This is a genomic window from Streptomyces sp. NPDC056222 (assembly GCF_042264065.1).
Classification (GTDB): domain Bacteria; phylum Actinomycetota; class Actinomycetes; order Streptomycetales; family Streptomycetaceae; genus Streptomyces.
On sequence record NZ_JBHJTL010000003.1, the window covers coordinates 49,352 to 66,703 of the forward strand.

The 17,352-nt window shown below is 72.4% G+C and carries 18 protein-coding genes; 9 read left to right on the forward strand and 9 right to left on the reverse strand.

Annotated features, from left to right (window positions below; translation table 11 throughout):
- Positions 1–125: 125 nt before the first annotated feature.
- The 5 genes from ACFC0D_RS02385 to ACFC0D_RS02405 all read left to right on the forward strand — a co-directional run bounded on the left by ACFC0D_RS02385 (position 126) and on the right by ACFC0D_RS02405 (position 6,538).
- Positions 126–1,376 (forward strand): ABC transporter substrate-binding protein, encoded by a 1,251-nt coding sequence (locus tag ACFC0D_RS02385; protein WP_376430591.1) that lies wholly within the window; start codon positions 126–128, stop codon positions 1,374–1,376.
- Between the two features lie 12 nt (positions 1,377–1,388).
- A complete protein-coding gene (locus ACFC0D_RS02390) occupies positions 1,389–4,289 on the forward strand; it encodes an ATP-binding cassette domain-containing protein (RefSeq protein WP_376430592.1) in 2,901 nt (966 codons plus the stop codon).
- Complete coding sequence (locus ACFC0D_RS02395; RefSeq protein ID WP_376430593.1) at positions 4,286–5,083, forward strand: ABC transporter ATP-binding protein; 798 nt, start codon at positions 4,286–4,288, stop codon at positions 5,081–5,083. Before ACFC0D_RS02390 ends, ACFC0D_RS02395 begins: the two co-directional genes overlap by 4 nt.
- Before the next feature lie 100 nt (positions 5,084–5,183).
- Positions 5,184–5,978 (forward strand): aldo/keto reductase, encoded by a 795-nt coding sequence (locus ACFC0D_RS02400; RefSeq protein ID WP_376430710.1) that lies wholly within the window; start codon positions 5,184–5,186, stop codon positions 5,976–5,978.
- Positions 5,979–6,073: 95 nt separating this feature from the next.
- Positions 6,074–6,538 (forward strand): RICIN domain-containing protein, encoded by a 465-nt coding sequence (locus ACFC0D_RS02405; RefSeq protein ID WP_376430594.1) that lies wholly within the window; start codon positions 6,074–6,076, stop codon positions 6,536–6,538.
- Between the two features lie 15 nt (positions 6,539–6,553).
- On the opposite strand, the gene ACFC0D_RS02410 is transcribed toward ACFC0D_RS02405, so the two are convergent.
- Positions 6,554–7,414: a class I SAM-dependent methyltransferase gene (locus tag ACFC0D_RS02410; RefSeq protein WP_376430595.1), complete on the reverse strand. Its 861-nt coding sequence runs from the start codon at positions 7,412–7,414 to the stop codon at positions 6,554–6,556.
- A 61-nt stretch (positions 7,415–7,475) separates the two neighbouring features.
- Positions 7,476–8,408 carry an AraC family transcriptional regulator gene (locus tag ACFC0D_RS02415; RefSeq protein WP_376430596.1) on the reverse strand — a complete coding sequence of 311 codons (933 nt, stop codon included), beginning with the start codon at positions 8,406–8,408 and terminating at the stop codon, positions 7,476–7,478.
- An 83-nt stretch (positions 8,409–8,491) separates the two neighbouring features.
- On the opposite strand from ACFC0D_RS02415, the gene ACFC0D_RS02420 reads away from it, so the two are divergent.
- The gene (locus tag ACFC0D_RS02420; RefSeq protein ID WP_376430597.1) at positions 8,492–9,325 is read left to right on the forward strand and encodes an NmrA family NAD(P)-binding protein; all 834 of its coding nucleotides are present in this window, start codon (positions 8,492–8,494) and stop codon (positions 9,323–9,325) included.
- A 117-nt stretch (positions 9,326–9,442) separates the two neighbouring features.
- On the opposite strand, the gene ACFC0D_RS02425 is transcribed toward ACFC0D_RS02420, so the two are convergent.
- Positions 9,443–10,186 carry a methyltransferase domain-containing protein gene (locus ACFC0D_RS02425; protein ID WP_376430711.1) on the reverse strand — a complete coding sequence of 248 codons (744 nt, stop codon included), beginning with the start codon at positions 10,184–10,186 and terminating at the stop codon, positions 9,443–9,445.
- A 37-nt stretch (positions 10,187–10,223) separates the two neighbouring features.
- Entirely contained in the window at positions 10,224–10,529 is a 306-nt protein-coding gene (locus tag ACFC0D_RS02430) for a 4a-hydroxytetrahydrobiopterin dehydratase (RefSeq protein WP_376430598.1), read from the reverse strand.
- A gap of 91 nt (positions 10,530–10,620) precedes the next feature.
- On the opposite strand from ACFC0D_RS02430, the gene ACFC0D_RS02435 reads away from it, so the two are divergent.
- Positions 10,621–11,430: a helix-turn-helix domain-containing protein gene (locus ACFC0D_RS02435; RefSeq protein WP_376430599.1), complete on the forward strand. Its 810-nt coding sequence runs from the start codon at positions 10,621–10,623 to the stop codon at positions 11,428–11,430.
- Here the strand turns inward: ACFC0D_RS02435 and ACFC0D_RS02440 are convergent.
- A complete protein-coding gene (locus tag ACFC0D_RS02440) occupies positions 11,420–11,836 on the reverse strand; it encodes a hypothetical protein (protein ID WP_376430600.1) in 417 nt (138 codons plus the stop codon). The genes ACFC0D_RS02435 and ACFC0D_RS02440 overlap by 11 nt on opposite strands.
- A gap of 355 nt (positions 11,837–12,191) precedes the next feature.
- Positions 12,192–12,365, reverse strand: coding sequence for a hypothetical protein (locus ACFC0D_RS02445; protein ID WP_376430601.1), 174 nt, complete (start codon positions 12,363–12,365; stop codon positions 12,192–12,194).
- 215 nt (positions 12,366–12,580) lie between these two features.
- Here ACFC0D_RS02445 and ACFC0D_RS02450 point away from each other — a divergent pair, with 215 nt between their 5' ends.
- On the forward strand, positions 12,581–12,835 hold the full coding sequence (locus tag ACFC0D_RS02450) for a DUF6332 family protein (protein ID WP_376430602.1): 255 nt from the start codon (positions 12,581–12,583) through the stop codon (positions 12,833–12,835).
- 362 nt (positions 12,836–13,197) lie between these two features.
- Here ACFC0D_RS02450 and ACFC0D_RS02455 read toward each other — a convergent pair whose 3' ends face one another.
- Together ACFC0D_RS02455 and ACFC0D_RS02460 are read right to left on the reverse strand one after the other, a co-directional pair.
- The gene (locus tag ACFC0D_RS02455; RefSeq protein ID WP_376430603.1) at positions 13,198–13,341 is read right to left on the reverse strand and encodes a hypothetical protein; all 144 of its coding nucleotides are present in this window, start codon (positions 13,339–13,341) and stop codon (positions 13,198–13,200) included.
- Complete coding sequence (locus tag ACFC0D_RS02460; RefSeq protein WP_376430604.1) at positions 13,338–13,559, reverse strand: hypothetical protein; 222 nt, start codon at positions 13,557–13,559, stop codon at positions 13,338–13,340. Before ACFC0D_RS02460 ends, ACFC0D_RS02455 begins: the two co-directional genes overlap by 4 nt.
- Positions 13,560–14,281: 722 nt before the next feature.
- Here ACFC0D_RS02460 and ACFC0D_RS02465 point away from each other — a divergent pair.
- The gene (locus tag ACFC0D_RS02465) at positions 14,282–15,493 is read left to right on the forward strand and encodes a low temperature requirement protein A (protein ID WP_376430605.1); all 1,212 of its coding nucleotides are present in this window, start codon (positions 14,282–14,284) and stop codon (positions 15,491–15,493) included.
- Positions 15,494–15,524: 31 nt separating this feature from the next.
- Here ACFC0D_RS02465 and ACFC0D_RS02470 read toward each other — a convergent pair whose 3' ends face one another.
- On the reverse strand, positions 15,525–17,330 hold the full coding sequence (locus ACFC0D_RS02470; protein ID WP_376430606.1) for an alpha/beta hydrolase: 1,806 nt from the start codon (positions 17,328–17,330) through the stop codon (positions 15,525–15,527).
- Between the last annotated feature and the right edge of the window lie 22 nt (positions 17,331–17,352).

The following is a 17,352-nucleotide window of genomic DNA, read 5'->3' on the forward strand; positions in this document are numbered from 1 at the left end:
CGGACCCGGCGACCGTCCGGTCCGCGCCAAACCTGGCTGACGCATCATCAATTGACGGTGCATCAGTTATTGACGGTTCATCAGCACGGTCACAGAATGCGGTCACCCCGACGGAGGGATCGCCCGTGCCTCGACCGTTGCGCACCATCGCCGCCGCCTTCGCCCTGCTTCTCGTCACCGCCTGCAACTCCGCTTCCAGCGGCGGGAGTACGCCCACCTCCTCCGCACGCGGAGTCACCGCCGACACGATCAAGGTCGGCGGCATCGTCTCCATGACCACCGCGAGCGGCTACTCCAAGAAGGACACCGACCTCGGCGCCAAGGCGCGCTACGACCGGGCCAACGCCGAGGGCGGTGTCAACGGGCGGAGGATCGACTACCTGGGCGCCGAGGACGACGGCCAGGACCCCGCCCGGAACCTGGCGGCGGCCCGCAAACTCGTCCAGCAGGACAAGGTGTTCGCCGTCTCCCCCATGAGCTCGGTCACCTTCGCCGGAGCGGACTTCCTCAACGGCCAGAAGGTGCCCACCGTGGGCTGGGGCACGCTCCCCTCGTTCTGCGGTCCGGCGTACATCTACGGCTTCAACGGCTGCCTCGTACCGACCCCGGGCGGCACCCTCAACCAGACCTGGCCCGAGGGGCTCGCCACCGTCCTCGGCGGGGCGCGCGGCAAGTCGGTGGCGCTGATCGCCGGCGACAACGACGCCGGAAAGTTCGGCATCCGTACCTTCACCCAGGGCTTCAGGGCGGCCGGCTTCCAGGTCTCGTACGCCAAGGCCGCGGTGCCCGCGACCTCGATGCCCAGCGACTGGTCCGCGTACACGAAGGAGATCCTGCGCTCGGGCCCCGGCGGCGGCGCGCCCGACGCCGTCGTCTCCGTGATGCAGACCCCGTACAACATCGGCCTGTTCACCGCGCTCAAGCGGTCCGGCTACAAGGGTGTCATCTCCGACCCGACCGACTACGACCCGGGGCTGCTGGCCAAGGACGCGACGCGGCAGGCGCTCGACGGGGTGCACGTACTGCTGCAGTTCCAGCCGTTCGAGGCGGACAGTCCCGCGATGCGCCGGTTCAAGGAGGACATCGGGAAGGCCGCGGGAGGGAAGGACGTACCGCTCAACATGCACATGCTGACCGGCTACATGAGCGCCGATCTCTTCCTCTCGATCGCCGAGAAGGCTGGCAAGGACCTGACCGTCGAGTCCTTCCAGAAGGCGGCGAACGGCTTCTCCGACACCGGGACGCTCGTGGGCGACCGCGCCGAGCCCAAGGGGCAGAAGGAGAGCTTCGGCTGCGGGGCGCTGGTGCGGCTGAAGAACGGGCGGTACGAGGTGGCCGTGCCCTTCAAGTGCTATCCGCCGATCCCCTTCGGCTGAGGGGCGCCTCGCGTGGGTGACCTGCTGGGCTTCGTGCTGAGCGGTCTGGTCTCGGGCGCGCTGTACGCGCTGCTCGCGACCGGGCTCGTGCTGTCGTACTCCGCCTCCGGACTCTTCAACTTCGCGCACGGCGCCACCGCCTATCTGTGCGCGCTGACCTTCTACGAGCTCCACTCCGGCTTCGGCTGGCCCGCCGTACCGACGGCGCTGCTGCTCGTCTGCGTCGTCGCGCCCGCACTGGGCTGGGGACTGGACCGGCTGATGTTCCGGAAGCTGGCCCGGGTCGGCGAGACGGCACAGATCGTGGCCACGATCGGTCTGCTGGTCGCGCTGCCGGCGGCCGGTCTCTGGGTCGTCGAGCTCCTGGAGCGGGCCGGCGCCCCGGTCCAGCCCGCCGAGAACCAGTTCGGGCTGCCCGGTGTCGGCCCGAGCCCGGCGGTGTCCTGGCAGCCCCTCGACGGCGTCGGCATCGACTCCGACCAGCTGATCACCTGGATCGCGACGGCGCTGGTCGCGGCCGGGCTGTGGGTGCTGATGCGGCACACCCGGCTCGGGCTCCGGCTGAGGGCCGCCGTCGACAACCGCTCCCTGACCGAGCTGCGGGGCATCAGCGCGGACCGGCTGTCCTCGATCGCGTGGATGCTGTCGTCGGGCCTCGCGGGCCTCGCCGGGGTCCTGGCGACCCCGCTCCTCGGGCTCTCCGCCCACGACTACACGCTGTTCCTGTTCGTCTCCGCGACCGCGGCGGTGCTCGGGCGCTTCGTATCGGTGCCGCTCGCGTTCGCGGGCGGCCTCGGGCTCGGGGTGCTGCAGAACCTCGTGGCCGGGTACGCGTCGTTCGCCGAGGACATCACCGGGTTCCGTACCGCGGTGCCGTTCCTGATCCTCTTCGGCGGCCTCGTCGTCCTGGCGCGGCGCCGGCGCGCGGCGGGCACCGCCGCCGCGGATCCGCCACCGGTCGACTATCTCGCCGGAAAGGGCCGGGGCCGCCGGTGGGGCGTGTGGGTCGTCGCCGGCGGGCTGCTCGCCACGGCGTTCTACACGGTGACCACACCGTTCTGGAGCGGAATCCTGGCCCAGGGTCTCGCGATCGGGCTGGTCTTCATGTCGTTCACGGTGGTCACGGGCCTCGGTGCGATGGTGTCGCTCGCCCAGGCGACGTTCGTGACGGGCGCGGCACTGGTGGCGGGGCTACTGATGAGCCGTGGCTGGCCCTTCGTGGCCGCGGCGGCGGTCGGCACGGCCGCGGCCGCGCTGCTCGGCGCGGTGGTCGCGCTGCCCGCTCTGCGGCTGGGGGGCCGGTCGCTGGCGCTGGCCACGCTGGCCCTCGCGTTCCTGGCGGACCAGGTGCTGTTCCAGGTGGGGTGGTTGCGGAACGGGGACACGGGCTGGGAGATCCCGCGCCCCGTCCTCGGCCCGGTGGACCTCGGCGACGACCGGGCGCTGGGGGTGGCTCTGGTCCTGCTGTGCGCGGCGGTCGTGTGGCTGCTCACCTGGCTGCGCGGCTCCCGGTGGGGCCGGGCGGTCCTGGCGGTCCGCTCGGCACCGGAGGCCGCGTCCGCGTCGGGGGTTTCGGTGGTGCGGACGAAGCTCCTGGTCTTCACGGTGTCGGCGGCCCTCGCGGGCTTCGGTGGCGTGCTGTACGCCTCGTACAACACCCGGATCACGGCGACGGACTTCACGGCGATGACCGGTCTGGTGTGGCTGGCGGTGGTGGTCGCGGCGGGGGTGCGGCGGCCGCAGTTCGCGGTGGTGGCCGGGCTGGTCTTCGCGGTGGTCCCGCATCTCATGGCGACGTACGTGACGGAGTCCGCGCACCTGCCGGTGATCCTCTTCGGCCTGGCGGGCCTGGCCCTCGCGAACGACCCGGACGGGTACTGCGCGGCCCTGCCGTCCCGTCGAGCCGCCCGCCGGGACGGCAGGGCACGGGGAGGCTCCCGTCGGCCGGAGAGCACGGGCCTCACGCCGGGCGGGCTGCCCGCCCCGCGCGCGGGGCGGGCGGCCGGGACGACGGGACCACCGGCTCGCGCGGCGCGGGCCGGGGGTGCCGCAGGGACGGCGGCGGCCGGGCTTGCGACGGGCGCCGGGCTGACGACGGACGCACCGCCTCGCGCGCCGCGGGCCGGCGACTCAGAGGGGGCGGAGGCCACCGCGCGGGCCGCGGAGCCGTCCGGCGTCGGCGCCAAGGTGACGACCCCGGCAGCCGCCGCGTCGCCGCCCGCGCTCGAACTGCGCGGCATCCACGCAGGCTACGGCGGCGCTGCCGTGCTGCACGGGGTGGATCTCGGGGTGCGCGCCGGGGAGACGCTGGTGCTGCTCGGACCGAACGGGGCCGGGAAGTCCACCGTGTGCCGCCTGGCCGCGGGCCTCCTGCGGCCCACCGAAGGGCATGTACATGTACGAGGGGAGGACGCCGACCGCGACACGGCGGTCGCCCGTGCCCGGCGCGGGGTGCGGCTCGCACCCGAGGGGCGGGGGATCTTCGCCGGGCTCTCCATCGAGGAGAACCTGGCCCTCCAGCTACCCGCGCCCGAGGACCGCGACGCGGTCTACACCCGCTTCCCAGCCCTCGCCGCCCGTCGCTCCGTCGCCGCCGGCTCCCTCTCCGGCGGCGAGCAGCAGCTCCTCGCGCTCGCCCCGCTCCTCCACCGCCCGCCCGCCGTCCTCGTCGCCGACGAACCCTCCCTCGGGCTCGCGCCCCGCCTCGTGGACGAGGTCTTCCGCCTCCTCACCGAGCTGCGGGCGAGCGGCACGGCGCTGCTCCTGGTCGAGGAGAAGGCGGCCGAGGTGCTCGGCATCGCCGACACCGTCGCCTATCTCGCGCAGGGCGGGATCGCCTGGTACGGGCCGCGCTCCGAGGTGGACACGGACCGGCTCGCCGACGCCTACCTGGGAACGGGGGTCCGCCGATGACAGGTGCGGTGCTCCACGCGGCCGGGATCGACGTCCGCTTCGGCGGCGTCCACGCCCTGCGCGACGTGACGATCTCCGTACGCCCCGGTGAGGTCTGCGGCCTCATCGGGCCGAACGGCGCCGGCAAGACCACGCTCTTCGACGTCCTGTCCGGGATCCGGCGGCCGGACGGCGGATCCATCGCGTTCGCGGGAGAGGACATCACCCGCCGCTCCCCCGTGTGGCGGGCCCGCCACGGCATCCGCCGGACCTTCCAGCGCCAGCAGCTCTTCGGACAGTTGACGGTGACCGACAACCTGGTGGTGGCCCAGGACTGGCGGCCGGGCGGGACGCGCCGCCATCGGGAGCGGGCCGCCGCCGTGCTCCGTGAGTGCGGGCTCGACGCGCTCGCGGAGTCGTATGCCGGGGCGCTGCCCGTCGGGCAGGCCCGCATGGTCGAGCTCGCCCGGGCGCTCGCCGACCCGCCCCGCGTACTCCTCCTCGACGAGCCGGCCTCCGGCACGACCGCCGAGGAGCGCCGTCAACTCGCCGCCGTCGTCCGGCACATGGCCGAGGAGGAGAACTGCGCGGTGCTGCTGGTCGAGCACAACGTGGCCTTCGTGATGGAGCTGTGCGCACGCGTGGTGGTCCTGGACCTCGGCCGGGTCCTCGCCGAGGGGACGGCCGCCGAGGTGCGTGCGGACCCGGCCGTGCGGGAGGCCTATCTCGGCGCGGCGCCCGGCATGGTTCCCGACGCCGTTCCCGGGGTACATCCGCAGACGCCTCCGGGCTCCGAGGAATGCCATGGGGTCTGAGATGGTTGACCGTGGGAGTACCACCCGACGACGTTAGGATCGACCGCACGTGAGCACGGACAACAAGGTCCCTTCCCTCACCCTGAACAACGGCGTGGAGATGCCGCAGCTCGGATTCGGTGTCTGGCAGGTGCCGGACGACGAGGCGACGCGCGCGGTGACCACGGCTCTGGAGGCGGGCTACCGCTCCATCGACACCGCCGCGATCTACCAGAACGAGACGGGCACCGGAAAGGCGATCGCCGCGTCCGGCGTCGCTCGCGAGGAGCTTTTCGTCACCACGAAGCTCTGGAACAGCGAGCAGGGCCACGACTCGACCCTGCGCGCCTTCGACGCCTCCCTCGACAAGCTGGGTCTGGACTACGTCGACCTGTACCTGATCCACTGGCCGGTGCCCACGAAGGACGCGTACGTCGACACGTACCGCGCGTTCGAGAAGATCTACGCCGACGGCCGGGCGAAGGCGATCGGTGTCTCCAACTTCCTTCCGGAGCACCTGGAGCGGCTGATCGGCGAGACCTCGATCGTCCCCGCCGTCAACCAGATCGAGCTGCACCCGCACCTCCAGCAGGCGGCGTCGCGCGAGGCCCACGCCGCGCACGGCATCGCCACCGAGGCCTGGTCGCCGCTGGGGCAGGGCAAGGGCCTCCTGGAGGTTCCGGCGATCGTCGCCGTCGCGCAGAAGCACGGCCGCACCCCGGCCCAGGTGGTGCTGCGCTGGCACCTGCAGGTGGGGAACGTGGTGATCCCGAAGTCGGTGACCCCGTCCCGTATCCAGGAGAACATCGACGTGTTCGGCTTCGAGCTGGACGCCGAGGACATGGCCGCGATCGCCGTCCTCGACGAGAACCGGCGTCTCGGGCCGAACCCGGCCGAGTTCAACGTCGGCGCCTGAGCGCGCGGAGGGCCGGCCCGGTATCGGGCCGGCCCTCTCCCATGCCCCGGTGGTCGACCGCCCCGGTGGCCGGCCACGGACAAGGAGTACGGACAGTGAGCGGTTCGCCCGCACCGGTCGAAGAGGGCCTCTACCGGGTACGGAACGTGGCCAGCGGGCTGCTCCTGGAGGTGTACCAGGGCTCGACCCGCAGCGGCGCGAACGTCCAGCAGGGCAAGGAGAACGGTTCACCCGGCCAGCACTGGCACATCACGGCCGTCCCGAACGGCAGCGGCCTCTACCACCTGGTCAACGTGGCCGGCGGCAAGCGGCTCGACGTGGCGAACGCCTCGACGGAGAACGGCGCCAACGTCCAGCAGTGGAAGGCGAACAACTTCGGCGCGCAGGAGTGGATCATCGAGCAGGACCTCCAGTCGCCCGGGACGGTCGCGCTGGTGAGTTTCATCAGCGGACTGCTCCTGGAGGTCGAGGACGGCTCGATGGACGACGGCGCCAATGTCCGGCAGTGGGAGGACACCGACTCGCCGTCCCAGTGGTGGCGTTTGGAGCCGGTGTCCTGACCCTCGGGGCGCCGCTCAGCCCTTGCGGGCGGTGTGGACGGTCGAGGCCGACAGATGGAAGAGGTCCGTGCGCCGGTGCAGGGAGAGCGGGTCCGCCGGGTCGAGCAGCCGGTCGAGGGCGGCCGCGTCCACGGCGTCGACCCGCTCACCGATCGGGTGCCGAAGGCGCGTGAAGTGGGCGACGACCCCCTCACGTACGACGGCGGGCACGGGGGCCGGGACGTCGGTGAGGAACGAACGGGTGCCGCTGGGGGTGAGGCCCGCGGCCCCGAGCAGCGCCCGCCAGTCGTCCGGCTCGTCCTTGCTGTCCGGCAGTTCGGCCCGCATCTCGGCGAACCAGTCGGCGTGCGCGGCCTCGATCCGGGTCTCCAGGCCGGACCGGCCGAAGCCTATGTTCGCGGGCAGATGACGGGCGTAGAGCCCGCCCTCGACGAGGGCGATCAGACCTCCGGGCCGCAGCAGGCCGGCGAAGGCGGCGAGGGCGGCCCGCTGGTCGCCGATGTGGTGGGTGGAGTTGCCGGCCCAGATCAGGTCGGCATCGCCCAAGGAGTCGAAGTCCGCCGGGAGTTCGGCGCGCAGGGTGGTGACCCGGCCTGCCAGGCCGCGGGCCTCGGCGCGGCCACGGGCGATCTCCAGGAGCTCCGGGGACGCGTCCACGGCGACCACTTCCGCGGCCGGGAAGGCCTCGGCGAGCAGGGTGGACACGACACCGGGGCCGCTGCCGACGTCGAGGATCCGGCGGACGCCGACGGCCGGGACGAGCTCGCCGAGCCACGCGGCGGCCCGGGTGTAGAGGGGGCTGTGGAGTTCGGCCTGGCGCTCCATGAGCGGTGCCATCGCGGCCCAGTCGAGGTGCGTGCTGTGGTGGTGAGTCATGGTGCCAGCCTGCGTCCGGCCCCCGGGAAACGCGAGAAAAGTTGCCGTTCCGGCAACGGATTCACTCCCGTCGGCGGTGCTCCTGCGGGCTGACCCCCCGTACCCGCTTGAACGAGGCACTGAGCGCGAACGCGCTGCTGTAGCCCACCTGCCGGGCCACGGACTCGATGGTCGCGTCCGTCTCGCGCAGCAGATCGGCGGCGAGCGCGAGGCGCCAGCCGGTGAGGTACGCCATCGGCGGCTCGCCGACGAGCTCGGTGAACCGGCGCGCGAGTCCGGCCCGCGACGCGCCCGCCCCGGCCGCCAGCGAGGCAACGGTCCAGGGGTGGGCCGGGTCGTTCTGGAGCAGCCTCAGGGCCGGGCCGACGACGGGGTCGGCCATGGCGCGGTACCAGGCGGGGGCCTGTGCCCCCGGCCGGGAGAACCAGGCCCGGACCGCGGCGATCAGGAGCAGGTCGAGGACCCTGTCCAGAACGACGCTCTGCCCGGGTTCGTCGCGGGAGATCTCCTCGTCCAGGAACGGCATGAGGGGGCAGTTCCACACGTCGGCGGGCAGGTGCAGCAGCTCCGGCAGCGCGTCGAGCAGCCGCCGGCTGACCTCGCCGTCCATCTGGTAGGTGCCGACGAGCACGGTGGTGGAGCCGTCGAGGGCGTTGCCCCAGCTCCGTACGCCGAGGTGCATGGCTTCGGCGAGCGGTTCCCCCCTCAGGGTGGTGCAGACGCCGCCGGGGCCGATCACCGCCCGCGGCGGGGCGTCCGGGGCGTCGGCGACGATGTACGGCTCGGGGCCACGGGCGATGGCGATGTCGCCGGGCCGCAGCAGGACGGGCTCGCTCCGCGCGGGAACGATCCAGGCCTCGCCCTCGGTGACGCACATCAGGCAGAGCGGTGCGCGGTCCTCGATCCGTACCGACCACGGCGGCTCCATGATCATCCGGAGCAGGAAGGCCCCTTTGGCCCGCGGTCCGTCGAGGAGTCCGGCGAGAGCGTCCATGAACGCCAAGCCTAGACGGACGCGTATGGGAGTGAGTCTGTGGAGCATGGGAAAGAGGCCGCGGGCCCGCGAGTCTTGAGGACATGACGACGAACACGAACGACACGCAGACGGTTCTGGTGACGAGCGCGACCGGCAAGACGGGCCGGCGGGTGGCGGAGCTCCTCGCGGCCCGCGGCGCGACCGTCCGGGCGGGCTCGCGCTCCGGTACGACCCGCTTCGACTGGGAGGACGTGAGCACCTGGGCTCCGGCGCTGCGGGGCGCGGACGCCGCGTACGTGAGCTACTACCCGGACCTCGCCGCGCCGGGCGCGGTGGAGGCGATGCGGACCCTCGGCGAACTGGCCGTGGCGAACGGGGTGCGGCGGCTGACGCTGCTGTCCGGGCGCGGCGAGCCCGAGGCGGTCCACGCGGAGGAGGCGCTGCGCGAGTCCGGGGCGGAACTGACCGTCGTACGGGCCTCGTTCTTCGCGCAGAACTTCAACGAGGGCGCGATGGCGGAGGGCGTCGCGGCGGGCACCATCGCGTTCCCGGCGGGCGACACGGCCGAGCCGTTCATCCACGCCGACGACCTGGCGGAGGTGATCGTCGAGACCCTGGACGGCGACGGCCACGCGGGGCTGGTCCATGAGGTGACCGGTCCGCGGCTGCTGACCTTCGCGGAGGCGGCCGCGGAGATATCCCGCGCCTCGGGCCGTGAGGTCACGTACGTCCCGATGAGCGAGAGCGAATACGCCTCCCTGCTCCAGCGGTTCGGGCTGCCCGAGCCGGACGCGCAGTGGCTCTCGGGGCTCTTCTCGATGCTGCTCGACGGCCACAACGCGTCGGTGACGGACGGGGTGAAGCGGGTCCTGGGCCGCGAGCCGCGCGACTTCGCGGCCTTCGCGACGGAGGCGTGGCAGGCGCCGGGGGCGTAGCTCCGTGGCGGGCCGCCACGGCCACACCATGGGGCGGTGGCGTTCGCGCTCGACGGCGGCGGGCCGTGGGTCACGAACCGGGGTGCCGAACTGGGGTGACGCGCCGGGTGAGGGACTTCAGTCGCGTCCGAGAGGCCGCCGGTAGGACACCAGCCGGTATTCGGGGTCGTCACGGGGGCGGTCCTGGTCCGGCAGCGCGGCGAGTTCGGCCATGAGCGCGGCCGTCGTGTCCGGGGCGCCGCCGAACCACGAGGCGAAGTAGCCGCGGCGCAGCTTCTCCACGGTGCCGCGAGGGGTGTTGCCCTGGTCGTGGCCGGTGAAGCGGGTGGCGCCGGCCGCTTCGAGGCCGAGCGCGGACGCGTGGGCCGCGACCCGGTCGGCCCGGTCGGAGCTCTTCTCGTACGAACGGTGAGGGGCGAGGACGGCGTCGATGTCGCTGCCGACGTCGTGGGCGGCGTCCTTGTCGACCGTGGCTATCAGGACGCCGCCTGGCCGCAGCACACGGGCGGCCTCGGCGACGATCGCGTCCGAGAACGGGACCAGGTGCAGCAGCCACACGGCGCTGACCGCGTCGACGGAGGCGTCCGGGAGAGGCAGCCGCCGGGCGTCGGCGAGAACGACCCCGCCCGGTAGGCGCCGCCCTGCCTTGTGGGCCATCCCGGGCGCGGCGTCGGCGCCGTACACGCGCAGGCCCGGCCGGGTGAGCCGCTCGGTGACGAGACCGGTGCCGCAGGCGAGGTCCAGCAGCGTGCCGGCGCCGGGCGGGACCAGGCGCAGGACGGCGTCCGCCGCCGCCCGCGCGCGGGGCACACCGCCGCGCGTCTCGTCGTAGCGGTCCGCCTCGGCGTCGTAGTCCAGCAAGGTCTCCCCCATGCCGGAGAGCCTAATTGGTGGAGGGTCAGCTCGCCCCGTGCCCGGGAGCGATGGTCTCGACCCGGGTGGCCAGCTCGAAGTCCTTCTCCGTGACGGCGGGTCCGGCGGAGTGGGTGTTCACGGACACGGCGACGGTGTTGTAACCCAGCGTCAGATCGGAGTGGTGGTCGAGCTCCTGCTGGATCTGCGCCACGTGGACGACCATCGCGGTGGCCGCGAAGTGGTCGCCGAGACGGTAGGTGCGGGTGATCCGGTCCTCCGTCAGGGACCAGCCGGGGAGCTCTCGCAGGCGGTCCTCGATCTCCTTCTGCGACAGCGGCTCTGTGGGCATGTCCGTACTCCCTCCGGTCGGGGTTGCTGACCGTGACGATACGGTCCCGGGGACTCGATACCCGGGCCGACACCTGGGATACCGTCGGGGCATGACAACAGTCGCGACGGACCGGGGAGTAGGGCCGCTGTTGCGCGGCTGGCGCGAACAGCGGCGGCTGAGCCAGTTGGAGCTGGCGCTGCGGGCGGATTCCTCGGCCCGCCACATCTCCTTCATCGAGACGGGTCGCGCCCGGCCGAGCGAGGAGATGATCCTGCGCCTCGCCGAGCACCTGGACGTGCCGGTCCGGGAGCGCAACGCGCTGCTGCTCGCGGCCGGGTACGCCCCGCGGTACCAGGAGTCGACGCTCGACGACCCGCGGCTGGAAACCCTGCGGGAAGGGATCGAACAGCTGCTGCGCGGGTACGACCCGTATCCGGCGCTCGTCGTGGACGGCGCGTACACGGTGGTGGCGGCGAACGAGAGCATCGGCGTGCTGCTGTCCGGCGTGGCGGAGCATCTGCTCACCCCGCCGCTGAACGCGATGCGGATCACGCTGCATCCGGACGGGCTCGCGCCGCGGATCAGGAACCTCCGGGAGTGGCGGGGCCATCTGCTGGCTCAGATGGAGCGGCAGATCGCCCTGTCCCGCTCGGAGCCGCTGCGGAGGCTGTACGAGGAGGTGGCGGCTTACCCGCTGCCGTCGGGCACCACGGACCCCGACGACCGGGAGGACCCGGAGTCGTACCCGTACTTCGCGTTGCCGCTGCGGATCGAACACGACGGGCGGGTGCTGTCGTTCGTGTCGTCGATCTCGACCTTCAACACCCCGATGGACGTGACGGTCGCCGAGCTGGCCATCGAGACGCTGCTCCCGGCCGACCCGGCGACGGTCTCGTACCTGCGGTCGCTCAGGGGGTAGTGGCGCGCAGGGCCGACCACTGGAGTCCGGCGAACCCGGCGACGACGGCGGCCTGCATCGGGACCCAGACCAGCCCGGCGGTGGAGGGCTCCAGCCAGGCGACGAGGGCGACGACGCTCAGGACGGCCCAGAGGGCGTTGATGTCGATCACGAGCTTGACGCCGAGGGCGGGCGGCTGCGCGCGGCCCGCGAGCCAGGCGACACCCGCCGCGTACAGGGTGAGGAGAAGGCCGAGTTCGAGCAGCAGTCCGGAGTCGATACCGAGCAGCTCGCCCAACGGCCCGGAGGCGGCGAGGTAGGCGAGGCCGTTGCCGCCGGTGACGACGGCGTCGAGCGCGAGGAACCGGCGCACCATCGACTGCGGCTGGGTGGTGCGGGAGAGACCGGCGAGCAGGGCCTGGGACATGACGGATCACCCTCCGTGGGGATGGGTCTGCGGGTAGGTGGGACCGGAACTCGGCCGGAGTGCGCCGCCCGAGTCCCGATGAACACCACGATGCCGCCGCGCTCGGCGCGGGTCGATTACGTGGGAGGTAATGCGGGGCGTCCTGGGGCCTCGGCCGGGAGCCCGGTCGCCCCTGCTCCGGGGAGCCACGGCGTCCGCCGAAGTTCGCCTACGTTCGCTGGATGTCGCCCTGGGTGGCGCCCTGTTCGATGCGCTGTCTCATGACGTCGTCGGCAAGGTCCCGTACCGCAGAACGACGACCGCCGGCGGCCGGTTCATGGCGGACGCGCCGGGTGTCCAGGTGTCCGACGGGTGCTCACCAGGAGTGGTCTGGGCCGTCCTCGGACTCCGGGTGGTAGCGCAGGGTCGGGCCGGGCCGGTAGCGCCCCAGGAAGGGCGGGCGGTGCAGGCCTTCGACGCAGCTCAGGAGGAACTCGGTGAAGGGGCCGGGGGCCTCGTGCCACTCCCCTTCCTCCGTCTCGACCACCACGCGCCAGTGGTCGGGGTCCTCCGCCGGTCCGCGTCGTCGGCAGCGGTGGCGAAACCCGTCGTAGCGCAAGTCACCGTGAATCTACCCGGCGATGTCAGCGCCCGCCCCTGCCGTCGGAGTTGAGCATCTCAATGGGTTCGCGTGCCTGGGCGAGGGAGAGCTCGGGGGCTGCTCGGTCTGAGTTCCAGGCTTGACCGTGATGTGAGACTTGCGGCATGGACATGGGGCGCGAGTCGCGGTGGGAGAAGGACGCAATGACGGTGGAGATCGTTTTCGCTCTGGTGACTGCCGTTGCTCTGGCTGCGGCGGTCTTTGCCATCGCTCTGGCACCCGCGCTGGCTCTTGGCATCTCTGGTCCAGCGGGAAAGGGCACATTGACGGGGGGTGCGCTGCTCGGAGCGGCGGCCGGAGTGTGGCGTTTGGTGCGGGTACTGCGTCGCTTCGACGCCCAGCGCCGTAAGGGTCGCTGACTGCGGGCCTCCTTCTTGGGGTCGACAGCCTGCCGACGTGGGGATCGTTGTGCGGGTGTGCCGGATGAGTTGTGGGACTCGCTCAAGACCCCCGCATTGTCACGCCGGAGGGGCTCCCCCGCGCCGCACCGACAACCTGTCCCCTGGGCCTAGACCTAGAAGCTGTTCGGTGGCTCCCCGTTTGGCCCCCTGCCCACCGGTCACGATCCCCACGGGGCTTCACCTGCTGGGACGATGCGGCCAGGAGCATGGTGTCGGTGCGAGGCAATGCCGAGGCTTCCCGGCCGACAGGGCCGCCCCGTGACAGGGGCAGTACGGCCGGCCCCGCTCCACCGTCGCCGGAAGCGGGGGTAGCCGCGCGGTCAGCCGACGGTGCGATCCGAGTCGAAGGTGTGCGCTTCGGCGAACGTGCCGTAGTCGGTGGAGCGGTTGAGCAGGGTGAAGTCCGTGTCGTCGGCGGTGAAACGGCTTGTGGCGTCGTGCCCGGCGCCGCCCGTGCGCCTCACGCAGGCGTTTCGCAGACCGAGTACCAAGTTACGTCGAGGGGGACGGGGAAGTTGTTCGTCACGCTGGTGGTCCAGCCGTTGGCGTCCGCATTCGGGTACGACTGGCCGATCACCGTCGCTGTAGTACCCGACTGCGCGCCGCCCGAGACGGGCTCCAGCCCCTCCGGGCATACCGGAGTACGAGTGAGGCCGCCGCCCACGGCAATGCCTTCGGTCAAGGTGACCACCTCGCGCTCACCCGCCGAACCGGCCGGGCCCGTGTCGCCAGTTGCTCCTGTGGCACCGGCAGGGCCCGTCGCGCCTGGCGTACCCGGGTCTCCCTGCGGGCCTGTCGGCCCGGTCGCCCCTGTGGGCCCAGTGGCTCCGGCCGGACCGGTCGGTCCCGCAGGCCCGGTAGGGCCGACAGCGTGGCCCCACTCCTCGCACCTGTCGTGCCAGTGCTTCTCGCAGTCCTCGGGTTCCGGGCCCGCCTGGCTCACCGAGGCCGCCGGCAGGTGCGCAGCGGTCGCCGGCGCAGGGCTGCTGAAGCCCAGCATCACGAGAACCAGTGACGCCATCGCGCCGCCGGCAGCCCACTTCCCCCTTCTTGGGAGCGGACCGAGCGTCGACCTGTGCCCGCGATCAGGAATCATGCTTCCTCCTTGAGGAACCGAAAGCGTGTGTGCTTCCGGAACGGTCTTCATTCCCTTGCGGCATCGACCCGCAGATCATCGAGCTTGAGAGACGCGCGGCAAGATCAACCTACTGGCGTATCAAAGGGCCGCATCGTACGTACCTCCCGCGCTGCCGCATGGGGCGCCCGCGGGAACGCCCGGCACCGCCACCGGTCGGCCAGGTCGCCGGAGGTGCCCAATCCCGGAGATCGCTTCGCCGCCGTCGGGGCGTGGGTATTGTTCGCGCCGTGGCGGCGGGGGCCGCACCGAGGACGCGGGGAGTTCACATGGCACGGCGCAAGGACCGGGCGCGGATGGTCGCGGCCGGGGACGACCACCGGGTGACGCCCGCGGAACTCTTCTTCGACCTGGTGTTCGTCTACGCGATCACTCAGGTCACGGCGCTGATGGCGGCCGATCCCTCGGCGATGCGGGTGGTCGGCGCGATGATCGTGCTCGCGCTGCTGTGGTGGTGCTGGTGCTGCTTCGCCTGGCTCGGCAATGTCGTACGGGCCGACTCCGGCGCGTTGTTCGCGGTGCTCGTCGTCGTGATGGCCGTCGTCTTCATCGTGTCGCTCGTGGTGCCCGAGGTGTTCGCGGACGCACCCGGCGGACTCTCGGCCCCGCTCCTCTTCGTGCTCTGTTACGGCGCAGTGCGCACGCTCCATCTGGTCTCGTACTGGATCTCCAGCCCCGACGACACCGCCCTGCGGGCCACCCTGCGCCGCACGGCACTGCTGTCCGTGGCGCCGCCGCTGGTGCTGCTGCTGATCGGCTCCGCGTACACGGGCAAGGTCCAACTCCTGCTGTGGCTGGGCGCGGTGGTCATCGACTACGGCGGGATCTACGTCACGGGAGCCTCCGGCTGGCGGGTCCAGTCCCCCGGGCACTTCTCCGAGCGGCACGGGCTGATCGTCATCATCGCGCTCGGCGAGTCCATCGTGGCGATGGGCGTGGGAGTGTCCGGGTTCCCGATCACGGTCGCGGTCCTGGGCGCCGCCGCGGCCGGGCTGCTGCTCTCGGCCGCGCTCTGGGCGCTGTACTTCCGGCGCCTCGCGGAGGGCGCGGAGCATCGGCTGGAGGCGCTGGAGGGCGACGAGCGGACCCGGTTCGCCCGGGACGTGTACACCTTCCTGCATCTTCCGCTGGTCGCAGGTGTGGTGCTGTGCGCGCTGGGGATGAAGAAGGTCCTTCAACAGGTCGCGGACACCGGCCACTACGGTCTCTCCGAACCGCTGCACGGCGTCGTGGCCTGGTCGCTGACGGGCGGTGTCGGCGTCTTCCTGCTCGGCGGCGCCGCGATCGTGATGCGCACCTCCGGCCGCCGGCCGACGGTCCTCGCCGTGGGCGGGGTGTGCGCGTTGGCGGCCGGCGCTCTCGTCGGTCTGGTCCCGGCCCTGGTGGCACTGGTCCTCCTCGCCGCCGGTCTGACGACGCTGGTCACCCTGCACGGCAGGGGCACCGGCACCGCGGGTAAGAGCGTCCAGGAAGCCGGCTGAAGGCGGGCGGATCAGCCCTCCTCCCCCGGAATCAGTACGCGGCCTTGCGGTGCTGGATGAAGGTGCGCAGCCGGGTGGTGTCTTCGGCCGTCCAGCCCTCGGGCGGTGCGATCGCCGCCCAGCCGTCGACGGCGCCCGCGCCGTAGCGGTGGCCGTGCGGGGCCTGCACCCCGTACGAGACGGCCATGTCGATCGAGGTCTGCCAGAAGGCGACGAAGGGGAACCAGTGGATCTCGGGCGTGATGTCCGGGCCGAGCGGGTGGTCGAGCCACTCGGGACGCTCCAGGAGGAGGTCCGGCGACCACCAGACGATCGGGTCCGAGGCGTTCTGCAGATAGACCGCACGGGGCCACTCCCAGCGGGCCGGGGGCCGGGCGAGGTCCGCCCGCGGGAACTGCGCGAACCGCACCTGCGCACCGCCCTCGTACTGAGGGCGCCACACCGGGCTGCCGGGGTCGCGGTCGCGGCGGATCTCCTGGGACGTCGGGGAGAAGTTGGGGGTACCGAGGAGCAGTGCCCCGTCGGTCCGGGCGAGCAGGTCGTCGGGGCCGTCGAAGGAGGCCTCGACGGCGTAGGCGCCGAGACTCTCGCCGGTCACGAGGAGCTTGGGCCGGGCTTCGGCGGGGAGCGCGTCGAGGCGGGCGCGCACGGCCAGGACGAGTTCCCGGGTGGCCCGGCCCGCCTTCTCCTTGTCGACGAGGAAGGAGACCCAGCTGGGCAGGTACGAGTACTGGACGGCGACGATCGCGGTGTCGCCGCCGTACATGTACTCCAGAGGCTCGGCCACGTTCGGGTTCACCCAGCCGGTGCCGGTGGTGCCGGCGATGACGAGCACCCGGCGGTCGAAGGCGCCGGTGCGTTCCAGCTCGCGTACGGCGAGTGAGGCCTGGGCCCTGAAGGGGCTCTCGTCCTCGAAGGCGGCGGGCACCGCCGAGGGGATGTAGACGCGGACCGGGTCGAGGGCGGGGCGCCCGCTCCAGGCGGTGATCCGGTCGCGGGTCGGTACGGCGCCGGTGAAGTTGCGGCCCTGGTTGCCGAGGTTCTGCCAGCGGAGCAGGGAGCCCGGGCCGCCGGAGACGTACCGCGAGACGGGTGGGTGGATACCGTCCTTCGTGCCGCCGTTGGTGGCCTCGGCGATCCGGTCGGCGACGTCGATGATCCCCCGGTCGAAGACCACGTCCCGGACGCCGACGAGTACGACGAGGGTGGAGAGCACCGCCCCCACCGCGAAGGCGACGGGCTTGGGCAGGAGCCGGCCCAGCAGGCGGATCAGCCTGGCGGAGCCGAGGCGGACGGCGCGGGCGACGAGGAGGAGCGCGAGCCAGAGCCCGATCGCCATCAGCGCGATCATCGGGGTGTGCCAGGTGAGGGCGGGCGGCAGACCTTGCAGGACCCGGAGCTGACGCTGCATCCGGGCGCTCTCGGAGATCAGCCAGATCGAGACGACGGGGGCGACGACCCAGTACACCTGCCAGCACCTGCTCCGCGCACGCTCCCCCGGGCGCCGACGCACGAGCGCCCGGAACAGCCAGGCGAGGACGGAGCCGAGTGCGTAGCCGATGGCGGCGGTGATGCCGCCGACGAGCCCCTGGAGGTGCCAGGGGCGCGGGACGAGCGAGGGCGTGAGGGAGGACCAGAAGAAGAACGTGGCGACGCAGAGCGCGGTGAGATCGGGCCAGCGGCGGATCAGGTACGAGGGATCGGGGCGGTCCCAGTAGGGGTGTTGGGCGGCGGCGAGGAGCGGTATGCCGAACGGCTTCAGCCGGTCGGCGGGGCCGGCGGGCCGATCGGGGGCGGTGTGCCGGTCGGCCGAGATCATCGGGTGATCCTCGTCCACGGCGCACCGCTCCGCAACTCCG